Source organism: Lysinibacillus sp. NPDC097287 (assembly GCF_044761695.1).
In the GTDB taxonomy this organism is placed as follows: Bacteria; Bacillota; Bacilli; order Bacillales_A; family Planococcaceae; genus Lysinibacillus.
The window spans coordinates 19,642-35,467 of the sequence record NZ_JBIWCX010000005.1; the positions used below are offsets into that span (position 1 = coordinate 19,642).

Sequence of the window (15,826 nt, forward strand, 5' to 3'; positions counted from 1 at the left end):
CGAAAAAGACATATTCTTGTCATTTTCATTTTTTAGGTTTTTTCAAAAAAAATCGTAAACGCTTACTTTTTGATAACCGTGATAATTTTACTCTTCAATGATTAGGCTATAAAGAAAGGTAAAATGCAGGTAGAACGTATAATTGTTCTACCTGCATTTATTATGTTCGAATAGTTAGTTCTTTTAAAGAACTGCTTAATGATTGTATTTTATTCACAGATTCATGACATGTCGCAATTAATGCATGCTCCGTTTCAAGGGTAGCTAAAATTTCTTCAGTAGCAGCGCTATTTTGTTCAGCACTAATCGTTACTTCATTCATTTGTGTTTGAATATCATTGAAGGTATCTATGGCTTGAATCATATCCTGCATACCCTTTGTTAAACCAGAGTTCGTTTGCTGCATATCCTGTGATAGGGTTTCGAAGTAATCAGAAACCGCAACAATAATCTCTTTGTTTTCTTTCATTGCTGCCTCTCCCTCAGCAGATCGCTCATACGCTAATTGAGATTTAGCAAATAATGAACTCGTTACGTTCGTAATATCAACAGTAATTGCTGCACTTTGTTCAGCCAATTTTCGAACTTCATCGGCAACGACCGCAAAACCTTTCCCATGCTCGCCCGCCCTTGCTGCTTCAATGGCAGCATTTAATGCAAGTAAATTTGTTTGCTCTGCAATTTGTTGAATGCCCACAAGTAACTGATTGACAGTCGCTAAGCTAGATTGTAACTCGTCAACGGTTGTAACTGTCGACGAAATGGCAAGATCAACGGTTTGCATTTTAGATGTGACTTGCTGCATGTTTGAGTAGCCTCTTTGAACTTTATCATTCATCTCAGTGGATGTTTGTGCAATGTTTTTCGATATGTTAAGTGTGTCATTCATCAATGTAGCTGAAGACTGCATAGCATTGTTCATGATGCCAATACTTGATGATTCCTTTTGAATGGTAATCGACATTTCCTCTACAGCTTTTACCATCTGTTCACTCGATTCAAAAACAGAGGACATATTTGTATCGAGTGCAATGGTGTTATCGTCAAGAGAACGGCTACGATTTTCAATTGTATTTAACGTCTCTTCTAATTGCTGTAGCATTTGAATTGCCTGTTTTTCTTTTAGCTCAGCGGCATCTATTAGACTCCTGCCCCATCTTGTTAAAAAATAGAGCAACCCGATAATGCCCGTTAACACAGAGAATATAGTGATAAATGCAGTCGTACCTTCACTTCCCAAAAAATTTTGTGGTGCAAGTTTATATACTGCAACTAAACTAACATCTAAAAATAGTCCAAAAATAATAACAAGATTCTTTTTAAAATAGAGTGCAGCCATTGCAACTGTACATATTAGAATATAGTGCTTATTTAGCGAAAATGTGTCGATGAAAAACAAAGCAATGACAACCAGTGCTGGTATAAAAGCAAAAATAAAGCCTTTAACATATGTGTTAATTGGCAAGAAATAGTTTACTGTTGATAGAGTAATTACTGCTAATCCTAGTATGATATAAAATAACCCACCTGCAATTCCCTTTGCTGCAACAAGAGAACCACAAACCAACATTACTAAAACAATTGTGATAATCAAATTTACTCGATGTACTTTTAATATATCGTATTGATCTAATTTCCCCATAATTCAGTACCCCACTTCCAAATGTATTCCATAAATGTAATAGTACAACCACTTTTCAGGATATACTATCAAACAGATTTCCTAATAATCATCGTAGTTCGTTAAATTAAAAAGCCTCTCTATCATTTTGTAGTCCAAAAGATAGAAAGGCTTTGCTTATTTGTGATTTAATTTAGTTTTTATTTGTTGCAAGTGATTTTAAAGTAACACTTAACGCTTGAATTTGATCAGTCGCTGCACTCATTGTTACTAGCATATTGTTCTCATCCTCAACAGATTGCAGTATGTTACTTGTCGATGCCGCATTTTGCTCCGTCAACTGGTTTAACTTCTCAATTTGCATTTGAATTTGTTCGAATTGCTGAATAGCAGTACTTAATTCTCCCATTCCACGTGTTAAATCTAAATTCGTCTCAGCAAATGAATCCTTCAGTACATTAAAGAAGGAGCTTACATCTTGTAACAGGACTTCACCATGTTGTAATGCTTTGTCCCCTTTTTCAGAACGCTCATATGCTTCAGTAGATTTTTGAAACAATGTAGCAGTCACATTTGTAATATCTACAGTGATAGACGCACTCTCTTCAGCTAATTTTCGAACTTCATCTGCTACAACAGCAAAGCCTTTCCCATGTTCACCAGCTCTTGCTGCTTCAATGGCTGCGTTTAGAGCAAGTAAATTTGTTTGCTCTGCAATATGCTGAATCCCCTTCAGTAAGTTATCCACTGTTTGTAAACTCGACTGTAGATCGTGTACTGTTGAAGCTGTTGAGTTCATTGCTTGGCTCATTACAGACATTTGCCCCATAACTTCCTGCATTTTTTCCCAACCCATAAGAACTTCATGTTGTAAATCATTTGATTTGGACACAGTCTCTTTTGAAATTGAGAACGTTTCATTCACAAAGTGTACTGACTCTGCCATTGTGCCGTGTATCAACTGCAAACTTGATGACTCTTGTTGAACACTTGCTGAGATATTCTCTGTTGCACCGAGTATTTGCTTACTTACCCCCGAGATATTACGCATCGTTTGATGAAAATGCGTCACATGTTCATCCAGTGTATAGCTACCATCTTCAATTTGCTTAAATGTAGTCTGTAACTGATTAAACGAAGCTGAAACTTCCTTTTGTTGAGCATCTGCATGTGCGATAAGCTCATTACCCCATTTTGCAATTAAATAAAATACAATAATGACACCATTAATAATAGCTAGTAGCGTAATGAATACGATAATATCATCAAACGGTCCTAAAAGAGAATCCGAATTAACAATATATAAAATTATAAAACTTACATTTGTTAAAACACCAAAAAACACAATCAATTCCTTTTTAAAATACAATGCAATAATCGCAATCGTACAAAGCAAAATATAGTGTTTATTGAGCGAAAAACTATCGAGCAAAAACAATGTGAAGACAACACTCGATGGAATCATGCCAAAAATAAAGCCCTTGACGTAGGTTTTTATCGGTAAAAAATAATTACCAACAGCTAGTCCAATAACACCAAGCCCGATAAAAAGATAGACGATACCTTTTGATAGAATCATTGGCCCACAAATTAGTACGGCTAAAATCGAAATGATTGCTAAATTAACCCGATGTACTTTACGTGTATCATAACGTAGTTTTATTTCCATAGTCTGCTCTCCTCCTTAAAAATGAATAGACATTCACCATATGTTTCCATTATTATAAAGTAGAACAACTACTTTTTGTAGATAAAAAAAGCGATTTAGAGAATATTTTACATTTCCCTAATAATATCTGGAGGTTTTCACGTGAAGAGAGTTAAAAAAATTGCAACCAATTTTTATTGCATCGATACACATGATTTGAAACGAGATGAACGCACAAGTGCTTATGTATTAATCGATGAAAAGATTGCTTTAATCGAAACATCAGCAAGCCCTTCAGTCCCTTATATTATGGAAGGTTTAGATGAGTTAAATATTTCGTTAGAGGATATCGACTATGTAATCGTCACACACATTCATTTAGACCATGCCGGAGGAGCTGGGCTCTTCCTACAAAGCTGTCCGAATGCTAAATTCGTCGTTCATCCGCGTGGTGCATCGCATATGATTGATCCAAGCCGCCTCATCGCTAGTGCAAAATCAGTTTATGGAGAAGAGTTTAATGAATTATTCGACCCAATTGTGCCTATCGATGCGGAACGTGTTATTGAAATTGGTCATGGAGATATATTCCCATTAGGGGAGCATCAGCTGACATTTTATCATACGGAAGGTCATGCAAAACATCATGTTTCGATGCATTATTCAGCGACAAATGGAATGTTTGTTGGGGATACGACCGGTGTGAGGTATCCAGAAATGGATGGAGAGGCAGTTGATTTAATCATCCCATCGACTTCTCCGAATCAGTACGACCCAGAAACTATGGAAAAATCTATTCAATTTTATGAGAGCATGAATGTAGCTGAATTATACTTTGGCCATTATGGGGCTTATCAAAATCCAAAAGAAGCTTATCGTCAAGTAAGGTATTGGACACCATTGTTTTTAGCTGCCGGGGAAAAAGCATTAGCATCTGCAGAGAGCTTTGAGGAACAAACGATTCTTTTAGATGAGCAATTAAAAGTTATGATTCATCATTATTTGCATGAGCAAGGAATTGATGATAATCATCCTGTATATGATGTGATTCCCTTTGATACACTTGTATCAGCAATGGGTATTCTTGATTATTTGATGAAAACAAAAAAAGGTAAGGCGTAACATCTCGTTACGTTTTACCTTTTTCTATTAGTAGTTTTATTTTACACAGTTTAAAGATAGCAGATATTGAGGTACTAATAGGGGTACTTAACACTTTTGCACCCCATTCCCCTTGATGTATCAACGTCTTGAAGACTATCTAAATATATTATGTTCATATAAGTAATCATAAGAAAGATCGACGAATAGAAATTCGAATTCACTTATTGCAATCGAGAATGTACGAGTAATTTCCCCTGTTTCGATATCTCGGTACAACTCAGAAATTTCTCCGCTCTGATCATTACGCATTTTAATTATCGTTTGTAGGAAGTATGGACGCCAACTCCAGTTTTTGTTGATGGCATTCGGTTGTAACTCCCATTGCCCATCCACTCGCATGACGTTAGGTGTTAGCTGGAAGCCATCCTCATTACAAATATATAACCGGAAGGAATAGCCATCTAGTAAGTTTGCTAAATGCTCTAAATGCGGGATATTATCGCTAGAAGGTTTGACACGTTGCACCATGACCTCTAACTCTTCCTGTAATTTCTTCAGTTCAAAATATTGCGCTTCTAGCATTTTCTTTTCAGAAGTGATAAATCGCTGACATTCCTCTTTAAAACGTTCTTTTAGCATATCTTTTTCAACAAATACTTCCGACGCATTTGCTAAGTATGGACCTTGGTAAAAGCGACCGCCATTTTTCCAAGCAAATTGCAATTGATACACTGTCTCTATTCCTTCAAACAATAGATTAGCACCAATTTTATACGCCAAGCTTCCAATTGCCGTAATCATATCAGTTTGGGCAGACCATGAATCATAATTTAACTCATGAATATTCACCTTTAAAATATGCGGTGCCAATAAGGCAATATGCTCTAAATGGCTTTCAGCACCCACTTCTTGCACTGCAATTTTCACGCCATACGTTGTAAAATAACGTACGGCATGGTGCAACTGGTCGATGTCCCCTTTATAACGGTGTTCAGAAATAACGAGCACAATTCGATGTAAATCTTCTTCACCAAAATATTGTTGTATAATATCAAATTGACTTTCACCAAAATCCTGCATCAATAAATTCGGATTACATGGGATATATATATCCACATCTGCCGAAATGTCATCTATTTTGTCTAAAGCTGCATGTAAAATTTTACGTTCCATGTCCATTCGATATTCTTCTGGAATATCTTCATTATTGATGAAATCTTTTAAATTGATTTGTTGACCTTCTAAAAGTAACTGTCCGGAAATCTCGTAGGCAATGACCGTATGCTCATCCGCGCTAAATATCGGTTGAAAATACCCTTGTACTTGATCTAAATTCGTTAACACTTCTATTGCATCCATAGTAGAAACCCCCATACCTGAATGACAACATTGCTATCATTCAAAAAATAACGTTACATCCGCCAGTTTACTTAAGCTAAAATGCTCTCTGACTGTATAATAAGTCGTTTATAGGAATTTCGCAACTTCATGTTCCTGCAATTTATGAAATTACAATTATTTTTATATAGTAACTAACTCAGCTTCCTTTTGCTTTAGTGGTGCAAGTTCTGGCTGACGTACCCAGCTTAAACCAAGCGTACCTTCACCGGCATGAACTGCTACACAAGCACTCAATGGTAATACGCAGAAATTAATAAGTGGATATTCGATTTCTAAGGCATTCTTCCAAGCAATTGCCCCTTCTTCTTCATTACAGTGAATAACCGCAACTTCTGGAACAATACTTGTTTCTAAGTCTGTATTTAGTAAATTTTGTACATATGTTTTAGCTCTTGTCGCAGCACGTACTTTTTCTTTCATGGCAACTTTTCCATTTTCAAAAGAAATAACAACTTTAATATTCAATAAATTACTTAAAAATGCTTGTGTCCCTGAAACACGACCGCTTTTGTGCAACTGCGATAAGCTCGCAGGGATAAATGAAAGTTCGCTGTTATCAGCTAACTCATTAATTCTTTCAACAATGTAACCTGGTTCAAACCCTTCACTTTCTAATTGCTGACCAAGCTCAATCATTTTTATCATCGGGAATGAACCAATTTTTGAATCCACTGGATATACTTCAAACTCCGCTTGATCAGCAGCTGTGAAAGCGCTTTGATATGTGCCCGAAAGATGTTGAGAAGTATGAATTGCAATTGCACATTTATACCCTTGTTCTTTTAATGATTTATATAAGTCTACAACTTCACCAATAGCAGGCTGTGATGTTTTTGGGTGTTTTTTTGCATTTCGAAGCTTCTCGTAAAACTGATCATGTGTCATATCAACAGTTTCGCGTAAGGCCCCTTCTTCGAACACTATATTAAGTGGTAATACGTGAATTTGATTGTCCTGTATGAACTTTTCATCTAACAATGCTGCTGTATCTGTAACCCATGCAATTTTATTTTCCATTTCAATGTAATTCCCTTCATCTATCGTAGAATATTATTCATTTTATAACTTATGCAACTATACACAGATAAGATCATCATGAGTAGTGACATTTATCATACCTTTTTTATTTTTTTACAATCTTCGACATCATTTCGACAATATTTACGATAAATAATTAGTATTTCGAAAGTATACGAGCATTACTTTTGAAATACTCTTTCTGTTGCACTGTCATAAACCAAACAAGTTTTCCTTAATAAAAAAAGATGCTGCACACAAATATTGTGTACAACATCTCAAATTTAAGCAATTGTAGAAAGTGCAACGAGCACCCAGGCGATAATAAATAATAAGCCGCCAATCGGTGTAATTGCACCAAATTTTTTCACACCAGTAACAGCAAGTATATACAAACTACCTGAGAAGAAAATAATACCTGCAAACATCAAATATCCTGCCCATGATAGCATATTAGATGCCCCTAAAAGTGCGTCACTCGATAGAATACCGAGTCCTAATAAGCCAAGTGAATGATACATATGATACTGCACGGCTGTTTCCCAAATAGCTGCATAACGTGGTTCGGTGAATTTATCCTTTAATGCGTGTGCACCAAATGCACCAAGCGCAACACCTAAACAAGCCATAATGGCTCCTAAGAATATTAAAGTTTGCATATTTGTTTCTCCTATTTTTGCTCACGAGCAATTTCTTTATATTTCGCATCCCAAGCTGGATCGATTTTACTTAAAGATACCGGACGCAACGATTCTTTTTGTGCCAAAATATGTACTGATTGTGCAGTGGCAGCGACTGTTCCATCTTCATGTGAAATTTCATAGCCATATGTTGTACGTAACCGATCGTGTTTTTCAACCCATGTTCGTACCGTTGCAACCTGTCCATAATGCATCGCTGCCTTATAGGAAATGGATAAATCCATAACTGGTGATACGTAACCCTCTTTTTCTAATGCTGCATATTCAAAGCCCGCATCCTTTACTAACTGGGTACGTCCAATTTCTAGCCAGACGATATAATTTGCGTGATACACAACACCCATCTGATCTGTTTCTGCATAGCGAACTTCAATTTGTTTTTCACTTATAAACATTTTCTTCACCTCGCATATTATTATAGCGTAAAAATGTTAATTTAGCGGTGATTAAGATTCTCTAATAAAGATCAATGTGATACATATGATAACCCGAAGTACTAACAAAGTGGACTATAAACAAAGAATCATTTTAGCGTATTCAGATAGAAAAAAACTCATTTGCAATTTGTCATTGCAAATGAGTTTTCCACTAACTTACAGCTAGCTCCTTACTTTAATATTGCTTGCCCTAATTATTTTGCTCAAGAAATTGGTAAATCGCCATCATTTCTTTTTTATTCAACTCACGAATACGCTTGAAAATCAGGATATCTGCAACCGGCTCAAGATTTGAGCTTTCAGTAATAACATCACTTACTTTACCGGTTAGCCATGTTTTCACGTCTATTCCCTCGACATTTTCCTTACGCCCTTCATTATTGATGCCAGTTTCATAACAACTAACACAAGGTACCGATAATTTATATACACCATCATGGAGCCCATCTTCCGATATTACTTTTTTACCTTTACAGAATGGGCATGGATTACTTTTTTTAATCTTATTAATGAGGGTGACAATTTTTTTGTAACCAAACGCTTCATAGACATACGTTAGTTTTTTGTATTTTCCATTAGTGAAATACTTATCAATGATTGCTTCTCTCGTTTCTGTGATATTGGCAAAATCAGCGATAGTGATTCGATTATTAATGCTGATTGATTCGATATTTGCGCTAATACTGTCCCAGAATGGCAGAACATTTTTTAAAACCATTTCATAGTGAGCAAAACTTGCTAGCTCTAGTTCAAGCATTTTAAGGGCGACTTGTGTTTCCCTAGGCAAATGAGAGACATCTTCCGTCAAAGACATATCGCCGCCGACAATGGCTTTCATTTTTTCTAGCACATGTAAATTCCCAACATTTTTTATTACTTGATCAATAGGCTGTTGAATTATCTCACGAATATCCTTGTCGCCAAATTTCAGCTTTTTATGATGATTTAACACGGTTCCTTGACAGATTGGACAGGCAATCATCTCTTTTGATTCTTTCATTTGTTCTTTAATAATTGATTTCGAAACAAATATATAACGCCCAATGATCAAATTAAAACCTTCCCATGTTCTCGAAGCTTTACCTGCTTTATCATAAAATGACTTTTCCCAATAACCATATAAAAATGTATGCTTTTCTGCTTCTGTCATCTCATTGTAGCTTTTACTAATATCTTGACCAAGTTCATTCTTTATCTCATCAAATAGGAATTGCAATTTTGGATATTGATAATATTTTAATACCTCCATCACGTCAGGATGTAATAAGCCATCCCAGAATGGCACTGTTTTGTCTTGAATGACTACATCAAAATCAAATTTTTCAATTTCCATGCGACCGGAACAGCTTGGACAATGATTTTCTTGACTAAAGAAATCGAAGCTTCTTGTATCTTTATTAGTCGGATGAGCAGCCACAATATGGTTGATCATTCCACCAATCTCAAAGAGAAAACTATATTGACTATACAAATGTCTTTCAAGATCAATGGCAATAACGGGTGCGATTGTTTCAGATTCGTATTCACCATAAATCAGACGGGCCATTGATGATAAGCTTTTTAAAATGCCGCCCTTATAGACGTTTTCTGCATTTTTAAAATAGTCCATATGATTTTCTTGTAAATAGGTGGTGCCATTTTGCTGCTTGAGTGTTGAAGAAATAGGTGATGGAGCAACAAACTCTTCCCTATTTTTAAGTCGATAATAATCATCATGACTGACAACATCAAGATGCTCCACGGGTGCAAGCTGTCTTTTCCCAAAATCAACGATAAAATCAGAACTTTCCAGCATATAAGCATTATGTTCAATCATCATGATTGTGACTGATTCATCTTGCAGAATAACCCTGACACTATCAATGAATTGGTTTAAAATATTTTGTGATAAACCTTTTGAAGGCTCGTCAAAAATAAAAAGCGTATGCGGGTTTCTTGAGTTAGCAAACAACTCCGATACTAAATGGACACATTGAAATTCACCAGTTGATAAGGTTTGTGTTTTTCTTTCTAATGTCAAATAACCTAGTCCCAGTTTGATCAGTAAGCTCAAGCGTTTATGAGCGATATCTTCATTTGGCAATTCATCCACAATATCTTCAATCGAACGCTGAAAAATATCATCAATTTCTTCACTATACTTTGTAAGTTTCTTTTTAATATCTAGGAAAGTCGCGACCGTTGATCGGCTAGTAATCGACTGGTTTCGATCTTGCCCTACCATAACCAGTTTATCTTTTGGATAGCGTTTCAGAAAATCTTTGGCGATACACTCATTTACTAGTGTAGATTTACCACATCCAGACTCACCCGTAAAGGTTACGAGTCTATTTTTTGGAATCTGCATTTCAGCCATGTGAATATTACGACAATATAAATCCTGAAATTGATAGTATTCTGTGGGAATCTCCTGATTTCGTTCCCAGTATATTGGTTCTGGACGCGGAGATTCCTCAACTATTTTCCCGCCATATTTACCACTGCCAGGTCCAAAGAACAATTGCTCATCCGTTGTATCGAGCACTGTGTCAGAATGATCAATGAGCCAAATTTGATTTTTATACCCCAATTGTTTAATCTCTTCTAAAATTTTCAATAGTGTTTGGTGATCAAGACCCACTGAGATTTCATCAATTATAATAACTGTATTTTCACTTGTTGCCATAAATTCAGCCAAGTAAAGTCGTGTTAATTCTCCACCTGACAATGTACCCATAATTCGATTTAATGTTAAGTAACCAATATTCATATTGATTATATTTTTGAGAATATGTTGTTTCGCTTCATTAATATTTAAAACTTCTGCTAATGAAAAAATGGATTCAATGCTTAAGTTGTTGATATCAGAAATACTATGTGATTGATCAAATAGTTCAATTTTATATTGCTCTATTTCTTGATTATAGCGTTTACCCTCACAAATTTTACATTCAACATTTTTGGTAGTACCGCGTCCTTTACAATCTGGACACCAGCCTAGTGCATTATTAAAGGAAAACACTTCTGGTGAAAGATTGAATTTTTCAGCTAGACACTCACGAATCTCTTTAAAAACGCCCGTATGTGTGCCAATTGTTGAACGTGGATTGGAAGAAATAGATGATTTTCCGAGAAAAAGTACTAGAGGCATTTCTTCCATCTTGATGGCACTGAAATTCGTTTCCATAATATTGGGGAATAAATACTGATATTCTGCCTTTGGTAATAAGGAAACAAGACGTTTCTTAGATTCTTCACCAATGGTCTGACAAAAAGTTGTTTTACCAGATCCAGACAAACCAGCAATTCCTAACGATTTCTCTGTTGGAAGTGTTGCATCTAATTTGTTAATATTGTTCGCGATTAATTGATTTATTTTCATAGTTAAATTCTCTCCAGTCTATACATTTAGTATTGCCATGTTAATAAAAATTCAAATGAATTTGTTGTGTTTTTCGAATCGACTAGCCCATACAAAATATAGACGAAGATTTCTAAATTTCTTATTATAAATTTTCTTATACCCTTTTGAAGAAACAATTTCATGGTTAAAATTTAGCAATTAGTGGTCTTTTACAACTATACTGCCATGTGAGTATCCAAAACTAGAAGATGATTTCGATTACCCATTCAATAGAAAAGGTAAAGTCTCAGCTCCCTTGATTTTTGGGAAACTAGATTCTAATTCAAGACAAAATAGCTTAGCTACCGACTTACGTAAAATAGGACGAATGGAAAAAACAGAGGAGTCGCCAGGGGAATAGGTTTAGCAATGTAAATTTATATTTCCCTGGCGTTACTACAATTTTGACATACAATTAACCTAGAGCCGCTATTAGCTCTAGGTTAATCCACTGCTACTTAAGGCTTTTCAAAAAAATTACTTTTCGAGTGTATTACGTTCTAATTGTTGTTGAATACCTAATCGATCAATTTGAATCCAGTATTCTGAGATTTTTTTATCTTTTACTAGATATACTGCACTAGCAATTTCAACAACTGGAAGGCCTGTAGGTTGATAACCGTCTACTTCACCTATATGTGTACCTACTTGTTTCCAACGTACATATACCTTATTTTCTTGCACAAAGAATTCCTGGATTTCTAAAGAGAATTCACCATATGCTTCTATCATTTCAACTACATGTTCAGCATATTCTTTAGGTGTTCTTACAACAATAGATTCTTCTGATGTAACTTGGTGAGCCATTACTTTTTCTGCCATAAGTTCCGTAGCAAAATCAGGGTTTTTCCCTGAACGTACTTCTTCAAAAAACTTTCTAACGATTTTTTCTGGTGTCATTTAAACATCTCCGTAGTATTATTTAGTAATTATCATACTCACTTGTCTAAAACATTGTAATCATCAGTTAGGAATATAACTAACCAAATCTCAAGCTTAAAACAATCGTCAAAGATTAAAAGCTTTCTCATTCCTTAAATAATTGTATTACATTATTAGCTTGATCAATAGTCAATTTCTTTTCATAAATAACATAAGTTGCAGTTAGGACAATTTTCAATTCACATCGAATTCTAAGCTTATTTTCTGAATCTTTTTATTTGATAATTTAAAGAAAACATCCTGAGATACCTCTAACTTTAGTGCTTGTTCTTTATCCATCTCAGCGTAGATTCCGCGCAATACCCTTCCTGTTAGCCCATGTGAAATAGCAATCACTTTTTGGTCATGTTTAATGCTTTCAAGCCAATCAGTTAACCGGCTCACAACTTTATCATAACTATCTCCCTTTGGCGCATTAAAAAACCAACTAAAAGCGTTTGTATCTTTTACAAGGTTCGGCCAAGAGTGTTCTATTTCTTTTGTTGTTAACCCTGCCCATTCGCCAACAGCCACTTCTGATAGTCGATGATCGGTCTCTACTTTTCTATAATCATAGCATATTGTTTCACATATAATTTTGGTGCTCTGTAAAGCTCTACCTAGTGGACTTGAAACAACTTTCCATTCATTTGGATTTCCAAGAATACTTTTCAACATGTCGGCATTTTGTCTGACTTGATCTATTCCGACCTCTGTTAAAGGAGAATCAAGCTCCCCTTGATATCGCCCTTGCGTATTAAAAACAGTTTCACCATGACGTAGTAAGTAAATAATTTGATTCAATGCTTCCCCTCCAAATCCTCTTCATAAAGAGTATCATTAATACGAAAAGCAGGCTGTTTATTTTAGTAGTCCTACCTTAAACCTACAAGTGCTTCACATGAACACACTCACCTACATACACTATAGAAATTGTGTCTTTGTTACACTGATGAATTTTAAGAAGAAAGGATGTACTTTTGACTTCCTATATGGATTATACCTCTCCATCTACTCAATTTACGTTCGACATAAATACAAACACCGTATTTAAAAAAGACGATCAGAATTTCATTAACCTTCTTGGTATTCAACAATTAAATACGCTTGAAAATGTTTCTTTATTGGATTTCTCTCTTAGTGCAAATAATGTGATTGAGCCCCACTACCATCAAAATGCTGCAGAATTAGTGTACTGTATTTCAGGTACTGCTAGAGTTTCAATGATTAATCCTTTTACTAAGAGACTTCAAGAATATGAAATTACACCAGGGCAAGTAGCTAACGTTCCTCAAGGTTGGTGGCACTATGTCACCGGAATAAAAGATCACACACATTTGCTCGCAATTTTTGACGCACCTACACCAGAAGTAATCTTAGGTTCTGATATTCTTAAAATCATGCCTGCCAATGTCATGGCACACACATATTGTCTAGACGAGCAACAATGGAACAATGCCATTGCTCCCATGAAACCATCTACAAACATTGGGCCTCCAGCAGATTGCAATACAACTGTTAACAATACTGTTATGAATTACCCCTACTACAATCAATATTACAATCACTACTATGCCCCACAAGGATATACGTATTGAAATTTTATAAATTGAAAAATATCTAGTAATATATGAATTGTATGCTAAAATAAGAACATGCATTCGCACTCTTTTAATTTCTTCTCGTGAATATATTTATTTATTTGAAGAGATTTGGTGCGAATGGTTTGTTTAAATTTAATAATTATAATGTCGGATAATCTGTTATATTGTTTTTATCAAAAGTGTATTTTTCTTTAATTATTTGAGACATTTCATAAATAGTTTTTCTAACAAGAAAAACGAACATTTATTTGGAGCGGAAGGCGGCGACTCCAGCTGGAAAAGCAGATGTTTTATGTGCCAGCAACAAGCGAACTGAGATCCTGGACTGAGCGTAGCGAAGGAAGCGGCTCGGTGCTTGCCCCCCGAAAGCGTCCGCCTGTAGCGTAACGATGCGAATAATCATATTTTTATCTTTGTAATGTTCTTATTTGATGATGAAAATATGAATTATGAAATTGATTCATTTTGTGTTCTTTTTGCAAAATAAAAAAATCCTGTTAATTAGAAACAGGATTTTTTTGAAAATATCAAATCGAATACCTATATAGTAGAGTTGTCGCATTTTCTTACATCATAATGCCGCCATCCACGTTTAATATATGCCCGTGAACATAGCTTGCTTCATCAGAGGCTAAGTATAAGTAAGCGTTGGCAATGTCTTCAGGTTCTGCCATGCGTGCAAGTGATATAACATCAAGCATACGCGCAGCAATTTCATCGGGGATTTTTTCCACCATATCAGTACGTGTAAAGCCAGGTGCGACTGCATTGACATTAATGCCCTTCCGTCCAAATTCTTTCGCCCACGTTTTTGTGATTCCAATAATAGCAGCTTTCGATGCTGCATAATTCGTTTGTCCAACATTACCATAAACACCACTCACAGATGCTGTATTGACGATTTTGCCACGTCCCTTTTCTAACATATGTGGTAATACAGCTTGCGTACAGTTAAAGACGCCCTTCACGTTCACGTCCATTACACGTTGAAACGCTTCTTCGGACATTTTTAAAAACATCCCATCTTGTGTAATGCCAGCATTATTAATTAAAATATCGATGGTGCCATATAATTCTATGACCTTAGCTACCATTTGGTCCACACTTTTACGATTAGAGACATCTACTGTTACAAAAGATACTTCGTCACCACGCATTTCATGGAACGCTTCTAAACCATTTCCTTTAGTCTGATCGATATCAACAATGACTACTTTAGCCCCTTCTTCAATAAAACGCTTCACCGCCGCATAACCAATGCCGCTTGCGCCCCCTGTAACAATAGCTACCTTATCTTTCAAACGCATGAAAGTCCTCCTTTAATCGATTGCTCTAGATACTTGCTTAATAAGTACTGCGACCATTTTATCCATTTGCGCAAAACGATCATCTTGTGTTTGCCCTTTCGCATAACGATAATATATTTGCTGACAGAATACTGCCAATTTAATGTATACAAACTTAATATAGGTATTGATGGTTGACACTTCACGCCCGCTTTTCTCAGCATAACGCGAAATGAATTCTTCTCGGGTATAAAAGCCTGACAAAGTCGTAATCGGCTGTCCTACAAGTGAATCAGGTATTTTTTCAGAAATCTGTTTCACTAGTATCTGGGTGTTGTTCGTACCTTCCGGAAATGTAATCGAGTGCAATGCCATTTTTGCGCTCCACCAAGAAGAAGTCTCCCCCAATTATAGCACTTCCTTCTATAATAAATGTAAGACTTTGTCACTGCCGAAAATATGGATGCAGTGCTGAACAATACTTGAATACTTATCCCATATCATGTACCTTCTTTGCTACAGGTCCAAGAACGCTCTCTTTGTTTAACATCTATATCTAAACGAATGAATATTCACTTTATTCTTACATTAAATGTTACAGCTACTTTCCACTTAAATCAATTATCTTTTGTATAAAATTATTATTAAAAGAGAAAATAGTACTTTAGAGAGAATTCGATTCCTGGAAACAATACTAATAAATA

General features: G+C 35.6%; 13 protein-coding genes. 2 read left to right on the forward strand and 11 right to left on the reverse strand.

The window, feature by feature from the left end; all coding sequences use genetic code 11:
• Positions 1-160 precede the first annotated feature (160 nt).
• Both ACIQ2D_RS09085 and ACIQ2D_RS09090 read right to left on the reverse strand, forming a co-directional pair.
• On the reverse strand, positions 161-1,642 hold the full coding sequence (locus ACIQ2D_RS09085) for a methyl-accepting chemotaxis protein (RefSeq protein ID WP_402862683.1): 1,482 nt from the start codon (positions 1,640-1,642) through the stop codon (positions 161-163).
• Positions 1,643-1,814: 172 nt separating this feature from the next.
• On the reverse strand, positions 1,815-3,290 hold the full coding sequence (locus tag ACIQ2D_RS09090) for a methyl-accepting chemotaxis protein (protein ID WP_402862686.1): 1,476 nt from the start codon (positions 3,288-3,290) through the stop codon (positions 1,815-1,817).
• 141 nt (positions 3,291-3,431) lie between these two features.
• Here ACIQ2D_RS09090 and ACIQ2D_RS09095 point away from each other — a divergent pair, with 141 nt between their 5' ends.
• Positions 3,432-4,391 (forward strand): MBL fold metallo-hydrolase, encoded by a 960-nt coding sequence (locus tag ACIQ2D_RS09095; RefSeq protein WP_402862688.1) that lies wholly within the window; start codon positions 3,432-3,434, stop codon positions 4,389-4,391.
• Between the two features lie 135 nt (positions 4,392-4,526).
• Here the strand turns inward: ACIQ2D_RS09095 and ACIQ2D_RS09100 are convergent, their stop codons facing one another.
• The 7 genes from ACIQ2D_RS09100 to ACIQ2D_RS09130 form a co-directional block, all read right to left on the reverse strand.
• Positions 4,527-5,732: an EAL domain-containing protein gene (locus ACIQ2D_RS09100; RefSeq protein WP_402862691.1), complete on the reverse strand. Its 1,206-nt coding sequence runs from the start codon at positions 5,730-5,732 to the stop codon at positions 4,527-4,529.
• 162 nt (positions 5,733-5,894) lie between these two features.
• On the reverse strand, positions 5,895-6,791 hold the full coding sequence (locus ACIQ2D_RS09105; protein ID WP_402862694.1) for a DegV family protein: 897 nt from the start codon (positions 6,789-6,791) through the stop codon (positions 5,895-5,897).
• 284 nt (positions 6,792-7,075) lie between these two features.
• A complete protein-coding gene (locus tag ACIQ2D_RS09110; protein ID WP_402862697.1) occupies positions 7,076-7,450 on the reverse strand; it encodes a DUF423 domain-containing protein in 375 nt (124 codons plus the stop codon).
• An 11-nt stretch (positions 7,451-7,461) separates the two neighbouring features.
• Positions 7,462-7,887: an acyl-CoA thioesterase gene (locus ACIQ2D_RS09115; protein WP_402862700.1), complete on the reverse strand. Its 426-nt coding sequence runs from the start codon at positions 7,885-7,887 to the stop codon at positions 7,462-7,464.
• Between the two features lie 232 nt (positions 7,888-8,119).
• On the reverse strand, positions 8,120-11,290 hold the full coding sequence (locus ACIQ2D_RS09120; RefSeq protein WP_402862703.1) for an ATP-binding cassette domain-containing protein: 3,171 nt from the start codon (positions 11,288-11,290) through the stop codon (positions 8,120-8,122).
• Between the two features lie 498 nt (positions 11,291-11,788).
• A complete protein-coding gene (locus ACIQ2D_RS09125) occupies positions 11,789-12,211 on the reverse strand; it encodes an ester cyclase (protein WP_402862706.1) in 423 nt (140 codons plus the stop codon).
• A gap of 216 nt (positions 12,212-12,427) precedes the next feature.
• On the reverse strand, positions 12,428-13,036 hold the full coding sequence (locus tag ACIQ2D_RS09130; RefSeq protein ID WP_402862708.1) for a histidine phosphatase family protein: 609 nt from the start codon (positions 13,034-13,036) through the stop codon (positions 12,428-12,430).
• Positions 13,037-13,212: 176 nt separating this feature from the next.
• Between ACIQ2D_RS09130 and ACIQ2D_RS09135 the strand changes: the two genes are divergently transcribed.
• The gene (locus tag ACIQ2D_RS09135; RefSeq protein WP_402862711.1) at positions 13,213-13,830 is read left to right on the forward strand and encodes a cupin domain-containing protein; all 618 of its coding nucleotides are present in this window, start codon (positions 13,213-13,215) and stop codon (positions 13,828-13,830) included.
• Positions 13,831-14,402: 572 nt separating this feature from the next.
• Here the strand turns inward: ACIQ2D_RS09135 and ACIQ2D_RS09140 are convergent.
• Positions 14,403-15,143, reverse strand: coding sequence for an SDR family NAD(P)-dependent oxidoreductase (locus tag ACIQ2D_RS09140; RefSeq protein ID WP_402862714.1), 741 nt, complete (start codon positions 15,141-15,143; stop codon positions 14,403-14,405).
• A gap of 12 nt (positions 15,144-15,155) precedes the next feature.
• The gene (locus tag ACIQ2D_RS09145) at positions 15,156-15,497 is read right to left on the reverse strand and encodes a hypothetical protein (RefSeq protein ID WP_402862717.1); all 342 of its coding nucleotides are present in this window, start codon (positions 15,495-15,497) and stop codon (positions 15,156-15,158) included.
• Positions 15,498-15,826 lie beyond the last annotated feature (329 nt).

Excerpts from the sequence above, each read along its gene's own strand:
- ACIQ2D_RS09085 (WP_402862683.1), bottom strand. The coding sequence starts at position 1,642 with ATGGGGAAATTAGATCAATACGATATATTAAAAGTACATCGAGTAAAT.
- ACIQ2D_RS09090 (WP_402862686.1), bottom strand. The coding sequence starts at position 3,290 with ATGGAAATAAAACTACGTTATGATACACGTAAAGTACATCGGGTTAAT.
- ACIQ2D_RS09100 (WP_402862691.1), bottom strand. The coding sequence starts at position 5,732 with ATGGATGCAATAGAAGTGTTAACGAATTTAGATCAAGTACAAGGGTAT.
- ACIQ2D_RS09105 (WP_402862694.1), bottom strand. The coding sequence starts at position 6,791 with ATGGAAAATAAAATTGCATGGGTTACAGATACAGCAGCATTGTTAGAT.
- ACIQ2D_RS09110 (WP_402862697.1), bottom strand. The coding sequence starts at position 7,450 with ATGCAAACTTTAATATTCTTAGGAGCCATTATGGCTTGTTTAGGTGTT.
- ACIQ2D_RS09115 (WP_402862700.1), bottom strand. The coding sequence starts at position 7,887 with ATGTTTATAAGTGAAAAACAAATTGAAGTTCGCTATGCAGAAACAGAT.
- ACIQ2D_RS09120 (WP_402862703.1), bottom strand. The coding sequence starts at position 11,290 with ATGAAAATAAATCAATTAATCGCGAACAATATTAACAAATTAGATGCA.
- ACIQ2D_RS09125 (WP_402862706.1), bottom strand. The coding sequence starts at position 12,211 with ATGACACCAGAAAAAATCGTTAGAAAGTTTTTTGAAGAAGTACGTTCA.
- ACIQ2D_RS09140 (WP_402862714.1), bottom strand. The coding sequence starts at position 15,143 with ATGCGTTTGAAAGATAAGGTAGCTATTGTTACAGGGGGCGCAAGCGGC.
- ACIQ2D_RS09145 (WP_402862717.1), bottom strand. The coding sequence starts at position 15,497 with ATGGCATTGCACTCGATTACATTTCCGGAAGGTACGAACAACACCCAG.